Annotated in this window: 18 protein-coding genes and 1 pseudogene; 13 read left to right on the forward strand and 6 right to left on the reverse strand. The window is 58.6% G+C overall.

Features of this window, described 5'->3' with window-relative positions; translation table 11 throughout:
- Window positions 1-170: 170 nt before the first annotated feature.
- The 6 genes and pseudogenes from AC5FXY_RS12825 to AC5FXY_RS12850 all read left to right on the forward strand — a co-directional run.
- Window positions 171-989, forward strand: a complete 819-nt coding sequence (locus tag AC5FXY_RS12825; protein WP_493557083.1) for an alpha/beta fold hydrolase — start codon at window positions 171-173, stop codon at window positions 987-989.
- Entirely contained in the window at window positions 986-2179 is a 1194-nt protein-coding gene (locus tag AC5FXY_RS12830) for a PAS domain-containing sensor histidine kinase (RefSeq protein ID WP_493557084.1), read from the forward strand. The genes AC5FXY_RS12825 and AC5FXY_RS12830 overlap by 4 nt, the downstream gene beginning before the upstream one ends.
- 510 nt (window positions 2180-2689) lie before the next feature.
- The gene (locus AC5FXY_RS12835; RefSeq protein WP_493557085.1) at window positions 2690-3028 is read left to right on the forward strand and encodes a hypothetical protein; all 339 of its coding nucleotides are present in this window, start codon (window positions 2690-2692) and stop codon (window positions 3026-3028) included.
- Between the two features lie 546 nt (window positions 3029-3574).
- Window positions 3575-3733 carry a hypothetical protein gene (locus AC5FXY_RS12840; RefSeq protein WP_493557086.1) on the forward strand — a complete coding sequence of 53 codons (159 nt, stop codon included), beginning with the start codon at window positions 3575-3577 and terminating at the stop codon, window positions 3731-3733.
- A gap of 18 nt (window positions 3734-3751) precedes the next feature.
- On the forward strand, window positions 3752-4006 hold the full coding sequence (locus AC5FXY_RS12845; protein WP_493557087.1) for a pectate lyase family protein: 255 nt from the start codon (window positions 3752-3754) through the stop codon (window positions 4004-4006).
- Window positions 4007-4061: 55 nt separating this feature from the next.
- A pseudogene (locus tag AC5FXY_RS12850) lies at window positions 4062-4364 on the forward strand (pectate lyase family protein); the annotation flags it as partial.
- A 130-nt stretch (window positions 4365-4494) separates the two neighbouring features.
- On the opposite strand, the gene AC5FXY_RS12855 reads toward AC5FXY_RS12850, so the two are convergent.
- Window positions 4495-5706: a T9SS type A sorting domain-containing protein gene (locus AC5FXY_RS12855; protein WP_493557088.1), complete on the reverse strand. Its 1212-nt coding sequence runs from the start codon at window positions 5704-5706 to the stop codon at window positions 4495-4497.
- Between the two features lie 634 nt (window positions 5707-6340).
- Between AC5FXY_RS12855 and AC5FXY_RS12860 the strand changes: the two genes are divergently transcribed.
- The 5 genes from AC5FXY_RS12860 to AC5FXY_RS12880 all read left to right on the forward strand — a co-directional run bounded on the left by AC5FXY_RS12860 (window position 6341) and on the right by AC5FXY_RS12880 (window position 11048).
- Window positions 6341-8122, forward strand: a complete 1782-nt coding sequence (locus AC5FXY_RS12860; protein ID WP_493557089.1) for a DUF885 domain-containing protein — start codon at window positions 6341-6343, stop codon at window positions 8120-8122.
- A 440-nt stretch (window positions 8123-8562) separates the two neighbouring features.
- Window positions 8563-9531, forward strand: coding sequence for a GAF domain-containing DNA-binding protein (locus AC5FXY_RS12865; protein WP_493557090.1), 969 nt, complete (start codon window positions 8563-8565; stop codon window positions 9529-9531).
- Between the two features lie 588 nt (window positions 9532-10119).
- Window positions 10120-10389 carry a hypothetical protein gene (locus AC5FXY_RS12870; RefSeq protein ID WP_493557091.1) on the forward strand — a complete coding sequence of 90 codons (270 nt, stop codon included), beginning with the start codon at window positions 10120-10122 and terminating at the stop codon, window positions 10387-10389.
- Window positions 10390-10408: 19 nt separating this feature from the next.
- On the forward strand, window positions 10409-10747 hold the full coding sequence (locus AC5FXY_RS12875) for a hypothetical protein (protein ID WP_493557092.1): 339 nt from the start codon (window positions 10409-10411) through the stop codon (window positions 10745-10747).
- 28 nt (window positions 10748-10775) lie between these two features.
- On the forward strand, window positions 10776-11048 hold the full coding sequence (locus tag AC5FXY_RS12880) for a hypothetical protein (protein ID WP_493557093.1): 273 nt from the start codon (window positions 10776-10778) through the stop codon (window positions 11046-11048).
- Window positions 11049-11421: 373 nt separating this feature from the next.
- On the opposite strand, the gene AC5FXY_RS12885 is transcribed toward AC5FXY_RS12880, so the two are convergent.
- Window positions 11422-11943, reverse strand: coding sequence for a ferritin (locus AC5FXY_RS12885; RefSeq protein ID WP_493557094.1), 522 nt, complete (start codon window positions 11941-11943; stop codon window positions 11422-11424).
- A 565-nt stretch (window positions 11944-12508) separates the two neighbouring features.
- The gene (locus AC5FXY_RS12890; protein ID WP_493557095.1) at window positions 12509-13387 is read right to left on the reverse strand and encodes an SDR family oxidoreductase; all 879 of its coding nucleotides are present in this window, start codon (window positions 13385-13387) and stop codon (window positions 12509-12511) included.
- A 230-nt stretch (window positions 13388-13617) separates the two neighbouring features.
- Between AC5FXY_RS12890 and AC5FXY_RS12895 the strand changes: the two genes are divergently transcribed.
- The gene (locus AC5FXY_RS12895; RefSeq protein WP_493557096.1) at window positions 13618-14079 is read left to right on the forward strand and encodes a hypothetical protein; all 462 of its coding nucleotides are present in this window, start codon (window positions 13618-13620) and stop codon (window positions 14077-14079) included.
- A gap of 434 nt (window positions 14080-14513) precedes the next feature.
- Here AC5FXY_RS12895 and AC5FXY_RS12900 read toward each other — a convergent pair whose 3' ends face one another.
- The 3 genes from AC5FXY_RS12900 to AC5FXY_RS12910 all read right to left on the reverse strand — a co-directional run bounded on the left by AC5FXY_RS12900 (window position 14514) and on the right by AC5FXY_RS12910 (window position 18568).
- Window positions 14514-16577 carry a T9SS type B sorting domain-containing protein gene (locus AC5FXY_RS12900; protein WP_493557097.1) on the reverse strand — a complete coding sequence of 688 codons (2064 nt, stop codon included), beginning with the start codon at window positions 16575-16577 and terminating at the stop codon, window positions 14514-14516.
- A gap of 869 nt (window positions 16578-17446) precedes the next feature.
- Window positions 17447-17866: a hypothetical protein gene (locus AC5FXY_RS12905; protein ID WP_493557098.1), complete on the reverse strand. Its 420-nt coding sequence runs from the start codon at window positions 17864-17866 to the stop codon at window positions 17447-17449.
- A 66-nt stretch (window positions 17867-17932) separates the two neighbouring features.
- On the reverse strand, window positions 17933-18568 hold the full coding sequence (locus tag AC5FXY_RS12910) for a hypothetical protein (protein WP_493557099.1): 636 nt from the start codon (window positions 18566-18568) through the stop codon (window positions 17933-17935).
- Between the two features lie 434 nt (window positions 18569-19002).
- On the opposite strand from AC5FXY_RS12910, the gene AC5FXY_RS12915 reads away from it, so the two are divergent.
- A complete protein-coding gene (locus tag AC5FXY_RS12915; RefSeq protein WP_493557100.1) occupies window positions 19003-19395 on the forward strand; it encodes a hypothetical protein in 393 nt (130 codons plus the stop codon).
- Window positions 19396-19502: the final 107 nt, after the last annotated feature.

Raw genomic sequence — 19502 nt, forward strand, 5'->3', positions numbered from 1 at the left:
CAGCCGGGCTCAAGCGTAGGCTATTCGAAAGTAATGGCTAGGCTAAATCCTCCCAGCCGCGACGCATTTAAGACCGCTTCGGCTGCGAAAAGTATAGCCTACCTTGCAGGCATGCGGCCGGGCCGCCACGGGCGGCGGCCTGCCGCTCCCAACCATAATCGAAGCAAGCAATGGACATTCTGAAGCGCAACAACGTCACGGTAACTGGCAATGGCGAGCAGGCCATCGTATTCGTTCACGGCTTTGGCTGCGACCAGCGCATGTGGCGGCTGGTGGCCCCGGCGTTTGAAGACCGTTACCAAGTGGTGCTGCTGGATCTAATAGGCGCCGGCAAATCGGACCTGAAAGCTTACGACCCCGCTCATTACGATTCGCTGGCAGCCCACGCCAACGATGTGCTAGCGGTGCTGCACGCCCTGAACCTGGACCGGGTCATCTTCGTGGGGCATTCGGTAAGTGCCATGATTGGGGTGCTAGCCGTGAACCAAGAACCCGAACGTTTTGAGCAGCTGATCCTGGTAGGGCCTTCGCCCCGCTACATTAATGACGCCGAGGCGGGCTATACCGGCGGGTTTGAGCAGGCCGACATCCAAGAGCTGATCGAGGCTATGGATAATAATTACCTGGGCTGGTCGGCGGCTATTACGCCCGTTATCATGGGTCATCCCGAGCGGCCAGAGCTGGCCACCGAGCTCAACAATAGCTTTTGTAGCACCGAGCCCTCCATTGCCCGCCACTTTGCGCGGGTCACGTTTCTGTCCGATAATCGGGCTGACCTCGCCAAGGTGACTGTGCCCACCTTAGTGCTTCAGTGTGTGCAGGATGTCATTGCGCCCATGGCCGTGGGCGAGTACATGAACCGGCAGATTCCCGACAGCCGCTTGGTGGTGCTGGATACCTCCGGCCACTGCCCGCACCTTAGCGTACCGCACGAGACTATCGCCGCCATCAACCAATTTTTGGATTCCGTGCGTATTGCTACCGTATGAGCGATGCCAACGATGAGCTGTTGCCGGAGCTGGACCTGCGCCTGACCGAAGAAAATGTAGACGACCTCTACGAATATGCTCCCTGTGGCTACTGCTCATGCCTGCCCGATGGCACGTTGGTAAAGCTCAATCGTACCTTGCTCGGCTGGCTGGGTTACACCCGCTACGAATTGGTGGCCCGTATGTGTTTGCAACAACTGCTCACCATAGGTGGCCGCATGCACTACGAAACCCACTGCGCGCCCTTGCTCTTGCTGCAGGGTCAGGTGCGCGAGCTGAGCTACTCGCTGCGACGCAAAGACGGCACTACCTTGCCCGTGCTCATCAATGCCGTACTGCTGCGCGATTCCAACGACCAGCCGCTGGTGGTGCGCGTCACGCTGTTCGACATCACCGACCGCCGCAAATATGAGCAGGAACTGCTGCGGGCCAAGGCCTATGCCGAAGAGCAGAGTAAGCAGTTGGTGCAGGCCAACGAGCAGCTGGTCAGCAAAAACGAGCAGCTCACCCGCATCAATGCCGACCTCGACAGCTTCGTGTACACGGCCTCGCACGACCTGAAGCAGCCCATCGATAACATGGCCGGGCTCTTTGCCGAACTGAAGCGCAGCGCCACGTTCAACGACCCCGACGCTGCCAGCATGATGAGCATGTTTGAGGATGCGCTGCAGCAGATTCTGGGCACCATCAAGGGGCTTACTGAGGTGGTGCAGCTGCAGCGGCAATTGGAGAAAGTACCGGTGGAGGAAGTAGAGCTGCGGCCATTCGCCGACGAGATTATTCGCAGCCTGCAGCAGCGCAGTCATGCTGCTGATGCCGTGTTTGAGCTGGATTTTGCGGCCTTACCCACCTTGCGGATGGCGCGGGCCGGTCTGCACAGCATGCTTTACAATTTGCTCAGTAATGCCCTCAAATACGCCCAGCCCGGCCGCCGCCCCCACGTGCGCGTATGCACAGCGCTGGAGCAGGGCTTGGCCGTACTCATCGTGCAAGACAACGGCCGCGGCATCGATTTGCAGCGCCATGGGCAGGAGTTGTTTCAGTTGTTTCGCCGCTTTCATCCTGAAGTATTAGGCTCGGGCATGGGCTTGTACCTCGTCAACCGTTTGGTGCATCAGGCTGGAGGGCACGTGGAAGTAAGCAGTGAAGTAGGAGAGGGCACCACGTTTCGCATCTTTCTACCCAGTTAGTGCAATGCATTGATTTTCAATATTAATATTCAATAATATTATTTATAATATATTTGAGAAAGGTTAAGGCTTGCCTTGGGTTGTAAATACCGAGCATTCTCAATTTTGAAAACCTCTGACCAAGAACATGTTCGGAAAGCAGGTCAAGTTAAAAGTGCGCCCCTGCGTGGCCTTAATGACTTCGGTTTGACTGTACTTAGCAGAACCGTCCGGATTCTTCGGCTACGCTCCGTACTGGCATGTGACCGTGGCCAACAGTTGTAAAGCAGTTATTGACGTACACTGCTTGCCGCCTGCTGCCTCCTGGGGAGACACTCCTTCATTTTTCACCTGTATTCCTACTCCTGGTTACTGGTCAGTAGCCCGACAGGCTAATACTGCTGCGCCGCGGGTTAGCCAAGGCTACATATCAAACCACTGCAGCTTGGTCACAGCGGGTTTGCTGACTGTTTAACCGGTAAGCCTTACCCGTTGGAATACATTTCTTTCTATTCTTTTTTTCTGATTCGCATGACTGATTCTTACCTGCGGAGCCTCGGCTTTGCTCCTGCCCAACAAGAAACCAGTGGCCGCCTTGGTTTCGACCGTGTGTGGCGCTACCAGCACGAGTTAATGGCCCGCGACGGCGCCCGGCTTTTCATCGAGCACCCGCTCGGCGTGGACCGCTGCCGCCTGAGCGCCATGGTGGCCCCCATGACACCTGAAGATGTATTTGCCACTGTATCGTTGACCGATAGTGCCGCGTTTGAGCAGGCCATGAAGGACTTTTATTCAGCACACGGCGGCGTGGGGCAGCGCGTGCCGCACATCGTGCCGTTTCGTTTTATGCCTTACCGCCGCGAGCGGTAGCTCCCACTTTCCAGCCCTTTGCTTGCACAGCCTTGGCTAAGGGCATGCACCGGCCTAGGCAGTAACTGTAATACAGCCGGGTTAAGTCACGGAATTTTACGTAGCACTGGTCGAAATAACCGCGTGTACTGTGCAGCTGCCCGAAAATTACGCACACCAAAATCCGCGCATTACGCAGTGCAAAAGCCGTAGTTATGGCGTCTCCCGGCGCAGGTGTTTCCCGTTTAATCAGGTGTAGCCAGTCGCCAATATGCGGCAACTCGCGTGGTTTCAGGTGTGGTACCATGCGTGGCGACTGGCTTCAAGTAAAAACGCTCCCTCGGCAGACGGCCGTCGGAGCGTTTTGCTTTTTAACTGGCCAGATGCGTTTGAGGGTATTTAGACTAACCACCGATAACGTTCCCGATATCGAACCCAAAATGGCGGCACAAGGGCGGGGGCGCCACGGTCACAGCCACCACGCTGGAATAGCTGCAGAGCTACGCTACCAGCACCACGCCCTACATCATCCGCATCGACCGCAAAATATCGGGCGGTACGCAGGGTGTGTCCATCAACGTCAACTCCAACAAAACCCTACTCGGCGTGGGCACGGCTGGCTTTCTGGAAGGGGTGGGGCTGAACATCAGTAGCAAGCGCAACATCATTGTGCAAAACCTGAAGTTCACCATGTCGACGGTGACCAACACGTACATCAACTCCTAGGGCCGGCCCCAAGTAGCCGTGAACGACGGCGACTGCGTGACTATTCGGGGCAGCAGTGCCAACGTCTGGATCGACCACTGCGAGTTTTTCAACCGTGACCCCGCCACGCAAACCAATCAGGATCTTTACGATGGCCTGATCGATGCCAAGAGCACCAGTGCTTACATCACCATTTCCTGGAATTACTTCCACGACCACCACAAGGCACACCTAGTGGGTTCATCGGACTCCGATGTATCGGACCGCCGCATGACCTTTCACCACAACTATTAACCACAACTATTACTATAACATCAAGGAGCGCCTGCCCAGCTAACGGGGTGGCACGGCCCACGTGTTCAACAACTACTTCCGGAAAGTATCAGGCTCAGGCGTGAACACTCGCGTCAATGCCTGCATCCGCGCGGAGCAAAACCACTCCGAAGACGTGCGCGACCCGGTGGTGAGCAAGAACAGCGCAACCTTAGGCAAGTGGGCCGCCATCAATAATTTGTACAGCGCCTGCAGCGGCTCGCAGCCTACCAACTCGTCGTGCTCTTTCACGCCACCATACGCGTACTCCGCCGTACTGAACCCAGCCAGCGAAGTAAAGGCCGTGGTAACTGCCAACGCCGGCATCGGGAAGCTGTAAGAGATAATATGCTTGAGTGTCTGCTCAGCGAAACAAGCCCTGGCGTATGCACCAGGGTTTGTTTCGTTGGGAATATGACCAAAGCAAACAGCAAGCTTCGGTTATCTTCTAGTACAGAGTGCATCGAGGCTTACTGGCGTAGCAGCTGGCAAGGCGCACTCAAGCCTTGGCTGGTGCCCACGCGCACCGAATACACTCCAGCTGGCTGTGCCTCAAGGCGAAGCTGATACTGCCCACCTGAAACCGTCGGCGAGGCTGCGTGCACGAGGCGGCCGAGGGCGTCGCGTACTTCTATGGTGTGGGCTCCGGCAGGCAAGTCAAGTACAAAGTCGCCGCTGGCGCTAGGGTTTGGATAAGCAATGAGCTGCGGTAGCGGCCGCCTGGCCGAAGCAGCAAGCACGTTCGCAACATTGGCCTGCCACATGTCCGAGAGGGTAGAGGTGTTGGACGAAGCGGTGTTGCCGCCCCACACGTAAAGCACGTTGTTGCGGATAGCCGCCGCCGCATTACGACGCGGCGGTAGATTGGACGTGAAAGTGCGCAGCTGAGCGGTACGGGTGTTGTAAGCTGCCAAGTAGTTCTGGGCGTTGAAGTCGCCCACCAGCCAGACCCATTCGCCCTGGACAGCTACCGCCTGGCTCGATACCGTGGTGGGCAGCGTGCCCAAGGCTTGCCACTGGTTGGTAGCAATGTCGTAAGCGTCCACCCGCGCCGAGTTGGCCGCCCCGTTGAAGCCCCCGAAGGTGTAGATTTTGCCATTGACGGCGGCCCCGTAAGTACTCTTGGCCTCCGGCATGGGGGCCAATATGGTCCAGGTGCTTGTGGCCGGGCTAAATACCCGGAGCGAGTTGCTGTAGGAGCCGTTGGCCAGCAGCCCGCCGTAAGCGTAAAGCAAGCCATTCCAGACTGCTACCCCAGCCGATGAGCTAGGCGTGGAGTTGCTGTAGTTCTGAGCCAGCACCCCGTCGCTGGTTTGCAGGCTGGCCATCGAAGGCATCGGGCCGGAAGCAGTGGCGCCGTTGAGCACGTAGAGCAAAGCATTGCCGGCAGTGGGTAGGATAGCGGCCGCCCCAAAGCGGTGCTGCACTACCTGGCCACTGCTGAGCGGGGCGGTGCCCCAACTGTTGGTGGCAGGGTTGTACCGATACACTTCGTTGCTGAAAGCATTGGCCGGACTGCCGCCGCCGACCATGTATAGGTAAGTTTGATCCTGAGTGTAACCCATACCGTACCGGCCGCCATCGGGTAGGGCAGCGAGCGGCGTGAAGGTGAGCGTGGAGTTTTGGGCCAGCGCGGCCAAAGGACTAGCCAGAGCCAGCAGGAAGAGAGAGAAGTGCTTCATAAACGAGCATGGCAAAGAGGTTCCCAATATATGATGCTCGCCCCGTTTGTTGAATGCAGGTTGCTAACTGGTCAGAACCAATTTTGTGCGTCTATAGGCCACTATGCCCACCTTTCTGTGTGATTGGGAGTCGCGCGAGGCCGAAACCTTTTTGCATTGTTTTGTTGATGCCTAGGCCTGAAAGTGCTGGTGGGGACTTCCCTATTTATTCCGATTTGTTAAACTATTGTTGTGTTGACGTACGTCTTGCTGCTGGTACTGCTCATGACCTTGAGCGGCTTGGCCGGCTGTGAAAGAAACCTGCGGTGACGTGATTGTGTGACGCTCTGCGCAACCCTTCTATCGCAGCAGCTCGCTGCATATCCGCGCACCAGCATCGGTACCTTCCAGGCCGGTTCCAAATAGCATCGGTAGTGCGCTCAGCATAGGGGTAAATGGGCTTACACCTGCTATATATTTCAAAACCCATTTAAGCTCTGCCAATACGCTCACCTTCGTAGTAACTTGCTGTACGACGCTGTGGGTGATTGACAGTGACCCTCACCTTTGGCTCTTGCAGCGGAAGGGTGGGGCTGAGCGCTTCTATGCCTGATTGGCGCTACATTAGTCCATCACCACTACCATTCCCGTCTGCGTGAAACAGCTATTCCTATCAGCCGCACTGGCCATTGCCTTGCTGGGCAGCCTTATGAGCCATACTAGCGCGCCCACTGCCGCCGATTCGCCAGCCTTAGCGGCCATGTTCGAGAAATACTGGGATGAGCGTGCCCGGCTGTTTCCTTTGGAAGCTACTTCGCAAGGCGACAACCGCTACAACGACCAACTGCCCAATGACAACACCCTGGCCTATCGTACGGCCCAGCGGCAGTTCTTTCAGCAGTACCTCGATGCCCTAAAGAAAGTTGACCGCTCCAAGCTTTCGGAGAACGACCGCGTCAGCTACGACATCTTTCTTTACGAAATGCAAATGCGCCTAGACGGCCTGAAGCAGAATTCGTGGATGATGCCCTTCAATCAGATGAGCGGACTGCCTATCACGCTGGCGCAATACGGCGCCGGCAGTGGCAATCAGCCCTTCAAAACCACTCAGGATTATGACAACTGGCTCGGTCGCGTGCGCGCTTATCCCGTGTGGGCCGATTCAGCCATTAGCAACTTCGGCCGCGGCATACGGGCCGGGGTGGTGCTGCCTCGGCCGCTGGTAGAAAAGATGCTTCCTCAGCTGCAGGCCATGGTAACTCCTGATGCCTCCAAGAGCATCTTTTACGGCCCGGTAACTAAGTTTCCGGCCGCGGTGCCCACCGCCGAGCAGCAGCGCCTCACAGCAGCATACCAGCAGGCCATCAGCCAGCAGGTGGTGCCCACCTACCAGAAGCTGCACGACTTCCTTAAGAATGAGTACCTACCCAAGGCTCGTACTACTACAGGCATTGCAGCCGTGCCCGGTGGCCCGGATATGTACCGATACGCCGTAAAGTTCTGGACTACCACCGACCGCACCCCCGATCAGATTTACCAGACGGGCCTCGCGGAGGTGAAGCGCATTCGGGGTGAAATGGAGAAGATTAAAAACGAGGTAGGCTTTAAAGGCGACCTGAATGCCTTCTTCACCCACCTAAACACCGACCCAAAGTTCATGCCCTTCAAAACGCCCGAAGAAGTGCTGAACGTGTACCGGGGTATCCAAGCCAAGATCGACCCGAACCTGCAGAAGATGTTTGGGCGAGTGCCCAAAACGGGCTTTGAGGTGCGCCAAACCGAGGCTTTCCGGGCGGCTTCGGCCTCGGCGCAGTACAACCGCGGCCTACCCGACGGGTCGCGGCCGGGCATCTTTTACGTGCCTATTCTCGATGCCACGAAGTACAATGTGACCCGCGGCATGGAGTCGCTGTTTCTGCACGAGGCTATTCCGGGGCACCACTACCAAGTAGCTCTGCAGCAGGAAAATGAGAACCTACCCAAGTTCCGCCGCTTTGCGTTCTACAGCGCCTTCAGCGAAGGTTGGGCCCTGTACGCCGAAAGCCTGGGCAAGGAGCTGGGCCTCTACACCGACCCGTACCAGCGCATGGGTGCGCTCAATGGCGAAATGCACCGCGCCATCCGCCTGGTGGTGGACGCGGGCATGCATGCTAAGAACATGACCCGCGAGCAGGCCATCGATTACCTCAAGGCCAATCGCCCCATAGACGAGCAAGCGGCCGTGGCCGAAATCGAACGTTACATGGCCTGGCCCGGGCAAGCGTTGGCCTACAAAACGGGTCAGATGCACATCATCAGCCTGCGCAGCAAATACGAAAAGCAGCTCGGTCCTAAGTTCAACCTCCGCGCCTTTCACGACGAACTGCTCCGGAACGCGGCCATGCCCCTAGCCATTGCCGAAAAAACCATGGACGCTTGGGCCGCCACGCAAAAGTAGAAATAACCCTTTGTTGCGACAGACGCATTCTGTTAGAAGTCTTTTGTAAAAGCCCTGCAAAAACATTTGCAGGGCTTTTACTTTGTTCAAAATGTCAATAGTGCAGAGGATGTAACTGTTTATCAGACGCACTCTAAGTTTTCAAACGTGCTTTACACGGCTTGGAAAATGCGTTGTATATAGCCGGCATATGTGAGGCGCTAGAGCAGCACTCAGGGAAAGGGCAATTGTCGGATTGCACGGCGTTGAGTTAAGTATTTGACGGCCTACGCGTGCCGGAAGTGGCGGAACGAATTTTTCCGATGGCAAAGGCAGCTATCAGCGGATTTCTGTGCCAATTCTCGGCGGGCACCACGCTCAGTCCGTGTATTTTTACACTTCTAAATGCTCTGCCGAGCGCGGTTGCCTGCCAGCTGGCTGCCTTCTTGTTTAGTTTTCCTATGTCTGATCTTGCCGACGTTCAGTTGCCGCTCCTGCCTACTTTCCTGCAGCACTTGCCCGCTGATTACGCTGCTCGCGTGCTACGGGCCCTTAGTGACCAGGAACGGCTAGCTGCGCTGCACTCGTACCAAGTGCTCGATACTCCTCCCGAAGAGGTATTCGACAACCTGGCCCGGCTGGCAGGGTATATCCTGGGTACGCCTGTTTCGCTGGTGACTTTTCTGGACGAGGAGCGTCAGTTTTTCAAGGCCAAAGTGGGCGTGGAGCTGCCCGAAAGCATCCCGATGGATACGACCTTCTGCCACCTAATGGTGGTGCATGAAGGCCTGATTGAAGTGGAGGACACTACCCAGGATGAACGGTTCAAAAACAACCCCTTCGTAGCACATCCGCCCGGAGTACGCTTCTACGTGAGTGCGCCGCTGATTTCGCCGGATGGCCATATGCTGGGCTCTATTTGCGCTTTCGACTTCAAACCACACCGCCTTACGCCGCCGCAGCGGGATGCGCTGCTGACCTTGGCCCGCGAAGTGGTGCTTCACCTGGAGTTGCGCCGGTCACGGCGGCAAATAGAGCAGGAGCGGCAGGATCTGGAAAATCTGCTCCAACTCGTCAACGACTCGGCCGAATCGGGCGTGGCGCATGGGCACGAGGCCATCTTCGTGAAACAGGGCCACCAGCTCGTGCGCGTAAGTACCGCCGACATCGTGTACGTGGAAGCCCTTGGCGACTACGTCAATGTCTATACTGCTGCTGAGCGCTACACGGTGTACATTACCATGAAGGATATGCTCACCCGCCTGCCGGCCCGCGACTTTGTGCGCGTGCACCGCAAATACATCGTGCGCCTGCGCCGCGTGTCCGCCATCGAGGGAGATACCCTCACGGTGGACGGCGGCCGCAAAGAATCTGTGCCCATTGGCAATGCTTACCGCTCGAGCCTGATGAGCCGTTTGAATCTGGTTTAGTGCTGCTGATGGCGGTCCGCCTTAGTTTCGCTGAGCGTCAGTTGAGCGGAAACCATCGGGTGGAGCAGCCGCTAACCGTGGGCATGATCGGCGGTTCAGTAGCTTGGCCTCTTCCTATCAGTTAATGGGTCGAGAAATGCCTTGAGCAGCCCTTCTCTAAACGCACTGATAAGGTGTGGAATGGTTTTGCTGCCATGTTGGATCATCTAATTAGAGCACTCAAGTAACAAAGGTCCTTGATCGACCATTGATCGACTAAAAAGGCACTTGTGCTGAACTAGAGGGCTTTTTAACGCGCATCCAGAGCAAAGGCCCGCTCATGCGCAGATGCTGCTTGATTCGTAGCTCAAAAGGTGGCTGCTTAAGCAGCTTGGCCGGCAGGAAAGCCGTGCGGCAAACAGCGAAGCGGTGTGGTTGGAAAAATATATGTCGATATTAGCTGAACTTAACTGAGCCGGTGCCGCTTGACCTAGTACCGGCAGTAGTGGTAGCGACACTGATGACAGTGGCAGAATAGGCATTCTGCGCAAGCAACCATACCACCCGGCGCCGGCCTTGGCGCCTTACTCACGGCCCCCGCCCCCTTACATGCTGAGCCCTTACCAGCCATCCGCCGAGCTATTGCAGGCATTTGGCTTTGCGCGGTTTTCCTCGCCGCCGCACCAAACCCGTTACAGTCGCGCCAGCGAGTGTGGGCAGGAAACTGTAGTGCTGTACGACGACGGCGAGCTGACCTTGCTCGAATCCGTAGACGGCCAGTTGCTGTATTCCTTCCAAGGGCGCGTGGCGTCCGAAGCCGAGTTTCGGGTGCTGTTGCGGCAGGTCAACTGGCCGGCCGAAGTGCTTGCTGCCTCCTGATATTATTTCCCCTATCGACATGACTGATACCTACCTGCGAAGCCTCGGTTTTGCCCCCACCGCCCAGGAAATGGGCACCCGGCTTGCGTTTGACCGCGTGTGGCGCTACGAGCACGAGCACGCCGCCCTCGACGGAGCCCGCCTCTACATCGAGCATCCGCTGGGCGTGGACCGCTGCCGGCTGAGCAACTTAGCCGCCCCGCTCGCCGCTCAGGACGTATTTGCCACGGTGGGCCTGCACGATGGCCCGGCCCTGGAATCGGCCGTGAAAGACTTTTATGCAGCGCACGGTGGTGTAGGCCCTCGCATCGCCGCGTTTGTTCCTAATCGGTTTTTGCCTTACCGCCGCGAGCGGTAGGACCTAGACTTTCCCTTTCTTGACTCCTATGGATGAAGACCTGCAACGCAGTCTTGCCAATAACGCCAAGGAGTGGCTGGCGCTGTCGCTTTCCATTTCCTCGGCTGAGAAGCTGACCTTCAACAAAGTCCACGACGGCTTTCTGACTACCTATGGCGCCAATTTTATGGCGCACGTGTACCGCAGTACCATCGAGCAAACGCTGCAAAGCATGCCCGACGCGGAACGCACCAAGCTGCTGGCCGCTTTTCAAACGGCCATGAGCAAAGCCATTGACGAACATTACTCAACACCAGGCTGATAGCTGCCGTCTTGATAGTTGACCTGATAAAGGCCTTGGCAACTCGCCAAGGCCTTTTTTTGGTGTCAATAGGTAAGTGGCGCTTCCACGCGCACGGTCTGCTGGCTTCATTGGGTTAGTAGCTTAGGGCAGCACGCGGGATTGGTTGTGTCTTTCCGGGCTCCTAGGTTTTGCTCAGAAAGGGGGTTCTAATTTCAGATGGCTAGGATGCGTATCGTTCTGTTTTCAGTTGGTCAGGGCGCGTGACGTGCTACTGGCTTGTTGTCGAAAACCTAGTTAGGCATGGCCTGAACACAAAAATACCCGTCGGCTGCGAGGCGGCCGACGGGTAAGAATGATTGCGTAGATGCACCGGGTGGTGCAGGGGCGGCGCTTAGGTGTTTTTCGACTCGGAGGATGACTGGCTGCGGAACAGCATGATGTCCTTGTCGAATAGGTAAATGCCACCTTTGTCATCACCCACCAATTCCAGCTTGTCGTTCAGCATGCGGGCCAGGGCTTCTTCCTCCAGTTGCTCCGACACGTACCACTGCAGGAAATTGTGGGTGGCAAAATCCCGCTCTTGCAGGGTGAGCCCCACCAGTTCGTTGATGCTTTCCGAAACGCCCATTTCGTGCTTGAGGAAGTCTTCGAACACCCGCTTCAGCGACTGAAACGTGACAACCGGCTGCGGCAGGGCGGGCACCAGGGCAAAGCCGCCGCGCTCATTCACGTAGCGGATGAGCTTGAGCATGTGCACCCGCTCCTCGTCGCTCTGCTGGTAGAAGAAATTGGTTACGCCATCGAGCCCTGGCTGCACCTCCGCCCACGAGGCCATAGCCAAATAGGCTTGGGAGGAGCTGGCCTCCATGGCAATTTGCTTGTTGAGTGCTTCTTGAATGGCGCGAGTCAGCATCAGCGGGAGTATTAAGGTAAAGGAACGAAAGGGTAGGTGTCAGGCGGTGAAATTAAGCTACGGCCTGGGGTTGGTACAACCGAGCGGGTGGAAACATTGGAATTTCAGCTGGTGTAATTTGGGCAGAAAGCTGCTGGGGTCCTCAGTTAGGGTGTGTGGACAGTAAGCAACATGGCCGTCATGCTGAGCCTGCCGAAGCATCTCTACCGAACGATGTCGGTTCAACGAAGCGGTAGAGATGCTTCGGCGGGGCTCAGCATGACGTTCTAGTAAGTCGCGGCTACTTGTATCAGCACTGTCCAAGCAGCTTGGTAAGCAGACTTCGCCGCCGGGCCATTTTCCTTTCGTTGGGTTGTAGCCACGGAGCATGACGTTACAAGTCATTGCTACTAAAACCCAAATAAGCTTGGTCGTCAGCGTTATGTTGGGCCTGTCTGCAACTGTAAAGCCTGTTTCCACAGGCCGCCTTGGTGCGGCAGACCTTAGTGCTTCGGGCAGCGCCCAGCACAGCTGCGGCCTGGCTCGGTCATCTGCTGCCTAATGCATGCATCCAGTGTGGTTCAGCTTAGCTGCCTTTGGGCATGCCGCCGGTGATTTCCAGCAGGCTGCCGGTAGCGTAGGCGCTGTCGGTGGAGGCGAGGAACACGTAGGCGGGGGCCAGCTCTTCGGGCTGCCCGGGGCGGCCCAGCATGGTTTGCTCGCCGAACTTCTTCAGGTCTTCCTTCAGCATGGTGCCGGGGATGAGCGGCGTCCAGATGGGGCCGGGCAGCACGGCATTCACCCTGATTTTCTTTTCGCCCAGGTAAGCGGCCAGACTTTTGGTGAAGGTGTGAATGGCACCCTTGGTGGAGGAGTAGTCGATCAGGTGCTGGTTACCGACCAGCCCCGCAATGCTGCCCGTGTTGATGATGGCGTCGCCTTCCTTCATAAACGGAATAGCGGCCTGGGCCATGAAGATGTAGCCCTTGATGTTGGTATCGAACGTGCGGTGAACGTTCTCCTCGGGAATGGTCTCGAAGTTCTCGTAGCCCATCTGGTAGGCCGCGTTGTTCACCAGGATGTTGAAGCCGCCCAGCTCGGCGTGGGTGCGCTGCACGGCCTCGCGGCAGGCTGTGGCCGAGCGCACATCGCACTGAATGGCCAGAAACCGGCGACCCTGCGCCTCCACGGCCCGGCCCACCACGGCGGCGTCCTCGGCGTTAGTCTGGTAAATAACGGCCACGTCGGCGCCTTCCATGGCGTACGCCAGGGCCACGGCCCGCCCGATGCCGGAGTCGCCGCCCGTGATGAGGGCTACTTTGCCGGTGAGCTTACCCGCGGGCTTGTAGCTCGACATGTCCCAATCGGGCTGCTCCTTCATGCCCTCCTCCGAAGTGGGGTAGGCCGTGGGCTTGGGGTTGATTTCGTTGTTGGTCGGCCGGGGTTCGTTTTGCTCGGTGTTCATGGTTGCGGAATTTCGGTTTGCAGTAAGAGTACGGGAAGCCAGCCGGAAGGTCCGGCACGAAACGAAAAGTTCTTCTAGCTCGTCGGGCCGTGCGGGCGCACGCTGCCGCTCCTCGCTCAAGCGTCGTTTGGGGGCTGTCAGGGCTTTCAGCACCTTTTGGTGCTGCATGAAACCCGGTCGGTAATCTGCCTACCTTTCGCGGGCTATTACCACCAGACTCCGCCACCACCATGCTTGCCTTCCGACGCGCCTTTTACCTCCTCGCTACCTGCGCTCTGAGCAGCTGTTCTGCTCCCAAGTTGGAGTTGAACTACACCACGGTCGAATCGGATAAGATTGTCGATTTCAAGACCAACCAAGCGTGGCAGCCCGATTGGTCGGATTCGCTGGTGGCCCGCCTGGAACGGGGCGCCATCACGGCGTACGACCAGCGCAATCAACCCGTGCCCGCGGATTCGCTGCGGAAGGCGCGGCAGCTCCGCGGCTTGCTATTCGGTGCCGACGAAAACAACCCGCCTGTGCATCCGCCCCGCGCTGTGCAGGCAATCCTGCCCACCGACGACCAAGCCAACGCCGTGGATTTGTATTTCTACGACCACAGCGTGGCGCTGCTGCTCTTTTACGCCCGGGTGCGCCAGCCCGATCTGGAGAAGCTCACCAACCGGCAGCTGGAATTTGTGCCAGCCAAGTAAGGTCCCCAGCCGCCTTGGTACCCGTATCCGGCTTGAGCAGCGCCGCAACAGCAAGTTCCGCTGCCGGTCTGTCTTTATAAGAAGCCGGGCGGCGCAACTCGTTCCGGGGAAGCGAGGCGCAGCCTCCTGCCAAAGCTGGCCACGAGCTGCAAGCGCGCCAGTTGGGAGGTTATACCTCCTCTGCTGCCCCTGTGGCAAAGCGGTAACGAGTTGGGTGGATAAGGCGCTCCAGGTTTGGCGTCCGGACGGCAGTGCCGCAGCCGCCGCTTCAAGCAAGCGCCGCCCAGCGCTTTCCAAGCGGCGCCGTGGGGGCTTGCCACTGGGGCGGCAGTAGATGCGCCGCCTCCACATCAAGGACAAGTTACGCTGCGCTAAACTCGCGCCAGGCAAGCAGGCCGCTGGCCGGTAAATGCAGCGCTCCGGGCCGGGGCGGCTTAGCGCGAAACTTCGAGGTAGCCCTTGTAGCTGGTGTTGCCCTGGCGTAATAGGTAGTAGTACACACCAGGAGCCGCGTCAAGGCCCCAGTCGTGGCCATAGGCGGGGGTGTGGTACACCTGCCGGCCCCAGCGGTTGTAAAGCGTTAAGGCCCAGTTGCCGCGGGGCAGGCCGCGGATGACGAACCGGTCGTTGAGCTGGTCGCCGTTGGGGGTGATGATGTTGGGAATAAACAAACAACTGGTGTACGCCACGCGCCGGGTGGACTCGCGGGTGTCGCAGCCGCTGAGGCGTAGGGTGTACGTGCCGGGTTCGGCGACGGTAAGGCTGGGGCCGGTAGAGCCATCGGACCAGGTGTAGCGCAAGCCAGGGGGTAGCCCGGGGGGAGCGTGAAGCTGCAGCTGGGTGCCTTCGCAGAGGGTGGTATCGGGCCCCAGATTGAAAAAAGGCACGCTGGGCGCTACGACCACCCTGAAGCGGGCGGTGCTGGTGTGGCCGTTGGGGTAGGAGGCCTGTACCGTGTAGGTACCGGGCTGCCCCACGCTGATGCTGGGAGTGGTAGCGCCGGTGCTCCATTGGTATGCTAGTGCCGGGGGCAAGGCCGTGAGTCGGGTCTGCTCGTTGGCGCAGAGTACTGAGTCGCCGGTTACGGCCACCGTGGGCGGTAGGGCCGGGCCCAGCTTCACCAGCCAGACGTCGTTAGCGCCGAATTGGCTGGTGCCTCGGCTGGGCTGGGTTTTATCGAGCGAAACGGGCGAATTGGAGTATCCGCACAGCAGGTAGCCCCGTTGGCGGGTCGGAGTCATAAACCACAGCTCGTTGCGCTGGCTGCCGCCGTAGCTCTGGTCCCATTCCTGCTGCCCCTGGGCATTGAGCTTGATAATCCAGTAATCAATGTTCCCGCGGCGGGGTGCAGTCCGTTCGCCGGAGGGAGGCGAGGAGGAGAAGCTGGCCAGAAAGTAACCTCCGTCGGCTGCGGCAAAGAAGCTGTTCGAACCGCAGTCCTCAAAGCCGCTGCCACCCACCGTCCAGTCCCAGCGTTTGCGGCCGTCGGGGCCCAGGCGCAGCAGCCAGGAGTCTCTGTTCCCACCACGGGTAGGCTGGGTTTTGTCGCCGTTGGCCGGGCCACCGGAGCCGCCGCCTACCAGGAAGTCGCCGTCGGGCAGCTGGCGCACGCTGGCAAAGCCGTCGTCGGGGCTAGAAGTGCCGTAGTCCCAATCCCAGAGTTTGCGCCCGGTGGCGTCGAGCCGGACAATCCAGGCATCTTGTCCGCCGCCCGGCTGTCGGTCTTGGGATTTATCGCCGGAGGCGTCAGACCAGGAGGAACCAGCCAGGACGCAGCCCCCGTCGGCGGTCAGGGCAAAGCCGCCTAAAGCATCCGACTCGGCGCCACCTATGGTTCGGTCCCACAGCTTATTGCCAGCTGCGTCGAGGCGGACCACCCAGAAATCATAGGTGTAAGTAGGTCCCCGGTTGGGCTCCGACTTGTCGTCGGACACATTGGAGTAGGAGGTGCCCGCGAGGAAGAAGCCGCCATCGGAGGCTAATTGCACATGATACAACTCGTCGTTGCCGCTGCCGCCGTAGGCTCGGTCCCACAGCTTGTTGCCGGCCGCGTCGAGGCGCACGATCCAGTAGTCCATGCCCCCGCGGCTGGGCTGGGTTCGGTCGCCGGAGGGGCCCGCAGAGGAGGTGCCGGCCAGCAGAAAGCCGCCGTCGGTGGTTTGCACCAGCCCGCGCAAATGATCGTCGTCGCCGCTGCCCAAGGTTCGGTCCCACAGTTTGCGGCCGGAGGAGTCGAGGCGTATTACCCAGTAGTCGGTGTTGCCACGGCTGGCTTCCGACTTGTCGCCGGAGATGCCCGAGTTGCTGTAGGCTCCCACAAGGTAGCCGCCGTCGCTGGTTTGCTGCACGCAGGTAGCGCGGTCGTCGCCGCTGCCGCCCAGCGTTCGGTCCCAGTGCTTTACCGGGGGCGCTACCTGGGCCCGGGCAGGTAGAAATAAGCAGTTAAGTAAAGCAAGGCAAAGTAGTGCTATACGCAGGGTTATAGGTAAATGAGGCATAGGCGGGCAAGATCGGAATATTCTCCGCCGGAAGCAGGTGCAAGTAGGGAGAATACATCAATCAACACCTCCGCCGCCCACCGTTGCATTAGAACTAATGGAGCCCCTTACGGGGCTGAGTTGCGTTTAGCAGGGCATAACTCGCGGCCAGCTTTGACGAGCTCAGCAGGCTTCTGCTGTTTTCAAAGCTCTAAAGCCCCCAACTGGCGCGAGTTTAGCGCAGCGTAACTCGTGACCGGCTTTGGGGTGGAGGTACCACCTCCACTGCCGCCCCAGCGGCAACGCGGTACCGCGCCGCTAGGGGTGAATCCCGGCGAGTATTGGTCGTTCTGGCGAAGGGAGGCGCAGCCTCCCGGCAAAGCTGGTCACGAGCTATAAGCTCGCGCCAGTTGGGGGCGTAGTCAAGTAATAGAGCATATAAGACCCAGCGGCTAGGATTAAGACTAGTTCCCCTCCTCAGATGAATTCCGCGCATGGAGCGGCGTGGGCTAGGGGTGGTTGACCAGTCGTTGTTTACCCAACCCGTCATCCTGAGGCAAAGCCGAAGGACCTTCTCACGCGAGAAAGAACGGCGAAGACCGGCATGCTTCGCGGGCCTTAGCGTGACGACCAACGAAAATCGTTCAACGACCATTCAACCACCCCTAACCCACGCCGCTCCATGCGCGGAATTCATCTGAGGAGGGGAACTAACCTTAGCCCTAACCTTAGTCCTAGCCTTAACCTTAGCTCTGGTGGGTGTCGCCCCTCAACCATTACTTCCGCGGCCCATCACGAAAAAACCCTCCCGGCCAGGTGACCGGAAGGGCTCGGGGCAGTAGTGGCCGGAGGGTATAAAACGGAGCGGGACCGGGGCCCCATCCGCCACCTTAACCGGGGAGCGTAGCGCGGTGGGCGGCGATGCCCGCCAGCGCGGCCGTCAGCACGTCCACCTGGCCCTGCACCTGGGCCGCGTCGAGGGTGCTCAGGAACCGGTCGGTGCCGGCGCTGGCGCGGTTGTCGCGCATGATCTTTTTGCGTTGGGCCTGCAGCAGCTCCACCGCGTCGAGGGCGTCTTGCTGCTGCTGGGGTGTGAGGCCGGGCAGGGCGGCCTGGCCCTGGGCCACCAGGATTTCGGCGTCTTTTTTGGCCAGGGCGGCCAGCGCGTTGGCCTGGCTGCGGCTGGCCCGCTCGCCGGCCAGGTCGAGGCCGGCGTCGCGGTGGGTAAAGGTTTTCAGTTCGAAGTTGACATCGGCCGTGGCGGCGTCGCACTCGGCCCAGGTAGTAAGCAGGGAATAATTGGGATTCATGAGGAGAGAAGGAAAATAAACGCGTTAAAAAATCGGCACACTACTGCGGCCAATATAGAGGAATAGCTATGAAAGTTCCAAGGCCGCGGCCAGCGCCTCGGCTTCGGCCAGCAGGCCGGCGGCCTGGGCGCGCAGGCGGTGGTAGCGCGTGGCCTCGGCCCCAGTGAGCGGACGGGCGCGGTGCGCGAGCCAGCCCTGCAGCCAGCGGGCGTGGTCCTGGGCGCGGGCCGGATCAGTGGGGTCGGCGTGCTGGGCCAGGGCGGCGGCAAGGGCCTGACCGGCCGGGGTATCGGGCAGGGCGGCCCCGGGCTCGGGCGGGAGCAGGTCCGGCAGGGCAGCAGCCCAGCGGGCGGCCGCGTGGGCGCGGGCGGTCAGCTGCTCGGCCTCCTGGAGCAGGCGAGCGGCGCGGTGCTGGCAGGTGCGGCGGCGGAAATCGAGGTCGGCCGCATTGGGCGCGGGCAGGGTGGCCGGCAGGGGCGCACTGGGGGCGGGCACGGCCGGCTCTTCCGCTGGGGGTAGCTGCAGCAGCAGCGGCAGCAGGGCCGCCCGCACGGCCGGCGTGAGCGGGCGGCGGCCCGTTTCGATATGGTGAGTCAGGGCCTTGCTCACGCCCAGGTACAGGGCTAGCTCATCGAGGTGCAGGCCAAACCAAGCCCGCACGCGAGCCAGAACAGAATTGGAAACGATAGGCCGGCGGGGCATAGGCGGCAGTAGTGGTGTAGACTATTTTGCTAAAAGTCTAAAATAGGCTACATAAACGCAGTTTACCATTGTAGACTATTTTCAATATTCTCGGAAATAGTCTACAATGGTAGCGCTTGTATGGCACCGCTCAACCCTAGCCCTGCGTGGCATGCGGTTGTGATGTTGCTCCAAAACGAACCGCGCCGCCCAGAGCTTTCTAGACGGCGCGTTAGGGGCTTGCTGCTGAGGCGGCAGTGGAGAGGCTGCCTCCACGTCAGGGCTAGTTACGAATTTAACGCTGCTAACTCCACACGCGAGTTGGGGTGATTGCTCTGACCGGGTGTCGCTGCTTCCCGGTATAGCTGGTCACGAGCTACAAACTCACGCCTGTCGATGAACACCGAAGCTTAATTTAAATGGTAATTATATATTTGTAACTAAACCAAAGAAGTATGAACGCAGCCGCTACAAAAACATTACTGGGTGGGGTAATAGATATACTTAAGTTTGCTGTTCCTTTCTTCAAGAAGGACAAAGAAAAAAAAGAATATTATATTGCTTTGATAGGGTCGATGCAAAAGGCATCAACTTTATCCAAAGCTTTCATTAGGAACAACGGAGTGATGCATAGTACAGTCCTTGCGGACGCTTGGACCGAAGCCTTGCAAAATTCTTTGAGAGCCGGGTTAAGGGATAAAACACCAGACTATCTATTTAGGAAAGTGCAGTTTTGGGGCCAACCTGAACAGTGGCTTAACAATCCTCATACTATGGAAATGATTGTTAGGCTTGAAGAAATTGATCAGATGATTGAAATGTTGCTGGCCGAAACTAAGGAATTGTAATAAATGCATTGGTTAAACAAAGGATATTGACAGCTTTTAATAAACTGTAGCCGCGTTGCAGTGGAAGGCCACCAAACGCCCCCAGCAATTGCTGGGGGCGTTTGGTG

The organism is Hymenobacter sp. FMD4 (assembly GCF_058932745.1).